4 protein-coding genes, 2 pseudogenes and 1 riboswitch are annotated in these 6,891 nt (G+C 41.3%); all 6 genes and pseudogenes read left to right on the top strand.

What is annotated here, in order from left to right; translation table 11 throughout:
* Positions 1 to 164 precede the first annotated feature (164 nt).
* Entirely contained in the window at positions 165 to 1,607 is a 1,443-nt protein-coding gene (locus FWJ59_RS06900; protein WP_414481223.1) for an MATE family efflux transporter, read from the top strand.
* A gap of 333 nt (positions 1,608 to 1,940) precedes the next feature.
* Positions 1,941 to 2,312, top strand: coding sequence for a PH domain-containing protein (locus FWJ59_RS06895; RefSeq protein ID WP_414481221.1), 372 nt, complete (start codon positions 1,941 to 1,943; stop codon positions 2,310 to 2,312).
* A gap of 401 nt (positions 2,313 to 2,713) precedes the next feature.
* A riboswitch (cyclic di-GMP riboswitch) is annotated at positions 2,714 to 2,803 on the top strand.
* 418 nt (positions 2,804 to 3,221) lie between these two features.
* Positions 3,222 to 3,590, top strand: a pseudogene (locus FWJ59_RS06890) (PAS domain S-box protein); the annotation flags it as partial.
* Positions 3,582 to 4,067 (top strand): annotated as a pseudogene (locus FWJ59_RS06885) (PAS domain S-box protein); the annotation flags it as partial. The pseudogenes FWJ59_RS06890 and FWJ59_RS06885, both read left to right, overlap by 9 nt.
* Positions 4,050 to 5,153 (top strand): HD-GYP domain-containing protein, encoded by a 1,104-nt coding sequence (locus FWJ59_RS06880; protein ID WP_414481222.1) that lies wholly within the window; start codon positions 4,050 to 4,052, stop codon positions 5,151 to 5,153. The pseudogene FWJ59_RS06885 and the gene FWJ59_RS06880, both read left to right, overlap by 18 nt.
* A gap of 42 nt (positions 5,154 to 5,195) precedes the next feature.
* Positions 5,196 to 6,891: DUF342 domain-containing protein (locus tag FWJ59_RS06875; RefSeq protein ID WP_414481220.1), on the top strand; the 1,696-nt coding region annotated here is incomplete at its 3' end.

Raw genomic sequence — 6,891 nt, 5'->3', positions numbered from 1 at the left:
CTATTTCACAAAAATATGCTAAAATATATTTTGTGCTTGCCTGGGACAGAAGAATTAAAAAGGTCAATTGACAGGGCAAACTATGCGGTACCGTAGGGGATGGCTGTGCACCTTTGACATTTATGGGATGTTTGTTAGAGTAAGCTGGATATTCATAGTTGCAAATATACAAAAGAGATCTATGGAAAGGAGTTGTAAAGGTATATATGGTAAGGATAGCGGAATTATTTGCTCCAAAAGACATGACAGAGGGTGAACCATGGAAGCGAATAATCGTCTTTTCCATCCCCATGCTTATTGGCAATATAGCGCAGCAGCTTTATAACACCGTTGATTCGATTGTTATTGGAAGGTACGTGGGAGATAATGCCCTCGCTGCCGTAGGTAATGCTTTCCCGGTGTTAAATTTTTTACTTGTGCTTTTTGTAGCGGTGGCCACCGGGGCGGGCATAATGGTAGCGCAGTATTTTGGGGCAAAGGACCGTGAAAGGCTTTCCCGTTCCATAGGCGTGTGCATCACCCTGACGGCCATAACATCGTTTATAATAATGGTGGTAGGGGTCATTGTAGTCCGCCCTATGCTTAAGCTTATAAACACGCCTGAGTCCATTTTAGACTGGTGTGCCGAGTATCTTTTGATATTGTTAGTGGGTAACTGGGGGTTTTCATACTTTAACATTTTATCGGGAATCCTGCGCGGCCTGGGTGATTCGCTGTCGCCGCTGGTGTTTTTGCTTATATCTACCGCTCTCAATATAGTGTTGGATATATGGTTTGTGGCCCAATTCAATATGGGAGTGCCTGGAGTGGCATGGGCCACCATTATTGCACAGGTAATATCTGCTATACTGTGTTTTGTCAAGCTCAAAAAGATGAGAAATGTATTTGATCTCAACTTGGAAATGCTTAAACCTATGAAGGAGTATGTGACTCAGCTGATAAAGCTCGGTATACCCTCCGGGCTTACCCAGGCTATATTCTCGCTTGCTATGGTTGCCGTGCAATCTTTGACCAATTCCTTCGGCGAAATGGTCATCGCCTGCAATGTCATAGTCATGCGAGTAGATGGATTTGCTATGATGCCAAACTTTAGCTTTGGCGTTACCATGACTACCTTTGCAGGGCAAAATATTGGGGCAAGGAAGATGGATAGAGTGGAAAAAGGGGTTCGGGAAGGTCTCATAATTGCTGTTAGCGTCTCCACTGTAATTACCATAATCATATTGCTCTATGGAAGACATCTCATGAGCATATTTACCAGGACTGCTGAACTTGTCGATTTAAGCATGAGGATGATGTCCATCCTTGCGGTGGGATATATTGCCATGGCGGTGACCCAGGTTTTATCGGGAGTCATGCGCGGGGCAGGTGATACAGTAACGCCTATGTGGATTTCGCTTATAACCGCCATTGTAGTGCGCGTGCCGATCGCTTATGCCATTGCTTACCTTACGCGAAGCGAAGCCTATCCCACTGGGAGGCCCGAATCTATATTTGTATCGCTGTTGATTGCATGGGTATGCGGTGCCATAATTACTGCGATTTTCTACAAAAAAGGCAATTGGAGAAAAAAATCCCTTTTAAGCAATGGACAAGTTGAGGCATAACTTGATAAGGATATGACGCTATACTTTTATGACGTTATAAATGAGGGGAAAACGTGATAATATTAAAACCTATTCAGAATGCTGGCTGAAAGCAAAAGTGTACTTATTTTGCTTGTGATATTTTAGCTGACTTACACAAGAATTTAATGTTGGCGTCTGTTATAATTCCTTTAGAATGGTATAATAATTTTAACTGTAGAGGGGTTCATGGATATGGGCAGCTTTGAGCATCTGAATATATGCCGACTTTTTTGATGGGCTGATTGCCGATTGGGTGGTTCAATCCCGGATTTCTCATCAGTTGTAAATCTTTAAATAAATGGAGGTACAAATATGATCGACTTTAAAAATGGATGGTTTAAGCTTTCACCCATTTCGAAAGCCGAAGGGGAAAAGGCAGTGGCTCCCCTTCTGATAGACGATGAGGAGGTCATTGCTGCTTTTCAATCGGTGCGGGATAAACTGATTTTTACGAATAAGCGCATTATAGCAGTCAATGTACAGGGCCTTACCGGGAGCAAAATAGATTACACGTCGATTCCGTACAGCAGAATTCAGGCTTTTTCGGTTGAAACGGCGGGAGTGTTTGATAGGGATTGTGAACTAGAGATATATGTGAGCGGTATTGGTAAGATCAAATTCGAGCTTCGCAGTTCTTTTGACATACGGACGTTTAGTAGGGCAATTGGCAAGTATATATTGTGATATAAAATCACTTTTTTAGGAAATACGCAAGTGCGTTTAAGATTCTGAAGATCCATGGGGAGGAGACAGAGCTTGTCTTTGCCGATGTGGCCCGGCATATAGAAACCAATTTGCTGCTTGCTGAGGGCTTAAATGTGCTTGAGTTCAGCTATAACTATGACCTTGTGGGCAGGGACAAGCCCCTTCAGAAGTACATCGATATAATTAAATTTTAAACCCTCGGAGGGGGTTTTTTATTTTTGGCATCTTATAATTGTAGTTGGCCACGGATAAAAGTTTGGATGAAAATAAAGTAAAAAAATGAAGTAATTTGTTGAATTATGTAGAAAATGTTGCTATAATTAATTTAAAATATGTTTTACGAGTGTAATTGATTCAAATTCATAAAAGCGAATGTAACCTTTGTTAAAGGGCAAACCTGTCGAAAGGCAGGGACGCAAAGCTACGGGCCTAAGGGACGTTATATTGTTCTATGGCAACCGGCTGCACAAAGGGTGATGGGCCAAAGATATACATAGCTCTGCATGGAATAGGTATGTTCCTTTTGGTGCCGGTGTGTAGAGTTTTTTTATTTGTTAAATGTGAATATGATTGAGTAATATAAAGGTTTGCTTAGGGGCAAAGGAGTATGGATATACTGACATTTGGTTTACACATATTTGCAATTGAAGAAATCAAGGAAGAAATACATTTTATCCGCAACAATTCTAGTCGTATGATTGCATGAAGAGTTAATTTGTGCACTCAATGGAATAAAATGGAAGAAAAACCTATAAATGTAAATATATAATTGACGTAATTAACGCGATATGAAAATTGTGGAGTACTACAATTTTAGATTTGGTAGGCATATTTATTATATATTTGATAGGTGGTAATTAATAAGTTTTTAGAGGTAAGGAGGATAAAATGAAAGAAGAAACCGTGCAAAAAATTTTCCAGCAGATCCCGTTGGGATGCGCTATTCATAGGGTAATTGAAGAGCCGGAAAAGGGTAAGGGTTATATCTTTGTTGACGTTAATGCTACCTTTGAAAAATTGACCGGATTATCAAAGCATGCTGTTGTAGGCAAGGAAATAAATGAGGCAGTATATGGTAACAATCTTGAGGGGTTTGATTGGAGTGGGTTGTATGAGGAAGTAATTTTGAGCGGACAACCCAAGGAGATTAAACAATATTTGAAATGGTCAAAGCGCTGGTGTAGGATAACAGCTTTTTCAATAGATAAGGAACATTTTGCTACGGTATTCCAGGATACTACTGAAGAGGTGGAGCTGGAGAATGCTTTGGGCGAAAAGAACAGCAAGTTAAATTGCTTTGCTAAAGGGCCCGGAGAAGTATTTGATGAGAAATTTGAGGCTACTGATAATGAACTGTATTATCAAAAAGAACTGTTGAGGATTATCTTATTTTTCATCAGTGATGGTGTTGTTGTTGCTGACCGGTGTGGTAGGATAAACATGCTCAATCCTGCTGCCCAGCGGATTACTGGCTGGAGCGAGGATGAAGTAAAGGGGAAGCCCTTTGATGAGGTTTTTAAGTTGATAAACGAGCGTACGGGTAAAATGGTGAAAACGCCCATAGCACAAGCTTTGCGAACGGGAAATGCTGTAAACGTGGCAAAACATATTGCTGTGATAACAAAAAAAGGCAGAAAGGCATTGATAGCCGACAGCGGTACGCCGATAAAGGTTGTGCCCATAAAAGATATAAAAGGTCAAACTGTGGGAGCAGTCATGGTCTTTCGCGATATCACGCAGGACAAGGTATGGCAGGACCAGTTTACCAGCTTAAACTGGCGTGACCCGCTGACAGGGCTTTATAGTCGCCGGTTTGTGGAAGAGGAGTTCACAAAATGGCAAGTTTCCTCCCGAGTATTTTCCATTGCTGTTATAGTAGCCGATATTAACGGGCTTAAGCTGGTTAACGACACCTTTGGGGTTCAGGAAGGGGATAACCTGCTTAAAAGAGCGGCTAGGATATTGAAGGAAAGCTGTAGGCGGACCGATATAGTAGCCAGATGGGATGGAGATGAATTTATAATTCTTTTGCCGCGCATCACAGCACGGGCTGTTGAAAAAATTGTGGAGAGGATAAAAAACAGGTGCCTACAAGAGAAAGAGGGGGAGGTGCAGCTCAGCCTGGCCATTGGCTATGCGGTTAAGAGAAAGCCATTGGAGAGCTTGAATCAGATTGTTAAAGAAGCAGAAGAGATGATGCACCGTACCAAACTTGTGGAAGAGAAAAGCTATCGTAATACTGTGGTAAGCAGTATTCTTATGACTTTGTTTGCTAAAAGTACCGAGACTGAGGAGCATGCTGAGCGATTGAAAAACTATTGTTTGGTAATAGGCAAAAAAATGGGGCTTTCATCTAAGCAATTGGATGAATTGGCACTTCTGGCTGTACTCCATGATATAGGCAAAATAGGTATAAATGAAAGCATACTGCGAAAACCGGGGCCGTTAACGGAGGGAGAATGGGAGGAGATGAAGAAACACCCGGAAATTGGGTGGCGCATTGCAAAGGGCATTTCCGAGCTTGCGCATATTGCTGAGTATATACTGTATCACCATGAACGCTGGGACGGGCGTGGGTACCCAAAGGGACTAAAGGGGGAGGAGATCCCTCTGCTATGCCGCATTTTAGCTGTTGTAGATGCTTATGATGCCATGACCAGCGATCGCGTGTACCGCAAAGCCATGAGCAAAGAAAAGGCGCTGGCGGAAATAAAGAAAAACGCAGGAACGCAGTTTGATCCACAGATTGTAGAAAATTTTATAGATTTGCTGGCAAATGAGGATGCAGAAAAGATCGATAAGACTAGACCTTTTATTTAGTCAGACAGTTATAGTTAAACAGTTGGACGGAAGGAGAAAGGCATGCTTTTTAAAGCGTATAACATAGAAGAGGCGCTATCCAAAGCTGAAGAGCATTATAACTGCCATAGTGATTGTTTGAGTGTCTATACCATCAAGCCACCGGGGTCCATACTTTGGGGAATTATCAAGTGGCGGGGGGTTTATAGAATTGAAAAATCAAGGAAGGAGATAAAAAAAGCAGCCGAGATAGATAAAGCCGTAGATGGGACGGTAGAGATTAAAGATGGTATTGTTATAGTCAAGAATCCCATAGGTAGGGGTAAATACCCTTCTTTAGTTATAAATGATCAAAATATCGAAATATATATAAATGGGGAAAGAGCAGTTGGAACATGCGTAGTTACGGAAAAAGATTGGATACAGATCATTCCGAGAGAAATTCCTCCAGTTTCTCGCGTGAAGGTTAAGATTACACCCGATAAAATGCAGGCCATCTTGGAAATTGAAAGGATACCGGGAAGAAGGTACTTTTTAAAGGATATAAAGGCCAGCAACAGCATTGTGATTAGCGGAGACTATGAGGAAATTCCGGCACCGCCTGTTTCGTTTGAGCAGTGCATACAGGAGCTGATTAAGAATGGAGTCTTAATGGAGTTCATTTTGATAGAAGAGATTAAGAGGCTGATCGAATTGCCGGGGAATGTAAGTGCGGTTGTAGCAAAGGGTAGACCGCCCATTGATGGCGTTGACAGCCGCATAAAGTACTTTTTCCTCCAACACAGTTGCAGAAATCCCGATTTTGATACCGATAAAAAAGTGAATATAATGGATCATACAATTATTCCTACGGTTGAAGTAGGGGAAATACTGGCTGAAAAGGTGATTCCTGCTATACCGGGTATGGATGGAATGACGGTTACTGGAGAGGTTATTAAAGCCCGCCCTGCCAAGGAAGCGGTGTTTAAGGCAGGGAAAGGTGCGGTGCTTTTGGATAATAACAGAATTGTGGCAGCTATTTCAGGAAGGCCTATACTGGAAAAAGGCGTAGTGAGCGTAAACCCAGTATTGACCATTCCCAGTGATGTCAGTGTGGAGACAGGCAATATTAGGTTTGATGGGGACGTGGTCGTGAAAGGCGATGTAAAGGATGGCCTGAGAGTGATAGCCGGAGGGAATATTATAATTTATGGGAACTGCTATCATGCAACTATAAAAGGAGGTAGAAATGTAGAGATATACGGCAGAGTCATCAGATGTAAAGTCACAGCAGGTGGCAATATAGTTCAACATTTGTTTGTACTTCCTAGTATAGTAAGAATTAATCGTGAATTGAAAGCCATTGTTGAAAAAGCAACCGAAATGTATTTAAGGCAAAAAGATGGAAACGTAGGATTCATTATATATAGATTGGTAAACGAAAATACCACGGTTAAGACCCTTATGAAGGATATTGAAAATATATTTCCCCTAATGCAAGAGGAGGAAGAGTCCAAAGATATTTCAAAGTTGCTGTATAAAATTAAAGACAAATTATTCGGCATTAATGCTTTTCGAATAAATAGCTTGGATGAAGTGCGTAGCATTTGTGCAGAACTTATCGAGTATGAAAATGTTCATAAACAACGCTATATATCTAATATGAATATAACGTTGAGGTATTGTGAAAATTCCATGATTTTTGCCAGTGGGAGCGTTATTATAACAGGGCGTGGAAGCTATCAATCTAATATAGTTGCCAAAAACCGCATTATTTTCA

The sequence above is a fragment of the Caldicoprobacter sp. genome, assembly GCF_047459465.1.
GTDB lineage: Bacteria > Bacillota > Clostridia > Caldicoprobacterales > Caldicoprobacteraceae > Caldicoprobacter.
Note: the sequence above shows the minus strand (reverse complement) of the source record. Positions and strands in the feature narration are given on the sequence as shown.

Coding starts and splice junctions, on each gene's coding strand:
- FWJ59_RS06895 (WP_414481221.1), top strand. CDS start 1,941: ATGATCGACTTTAAAAATGGATGGTTTAAGCTTTCACCCATTTCGAAA.
- FWJ59_RS06880 (WP_414481222.1), top strand. CDS start 4,050: ATGGTCTTTCGCGATATCACGCAGGACAAGGTATGGCAGGACCAGTTT.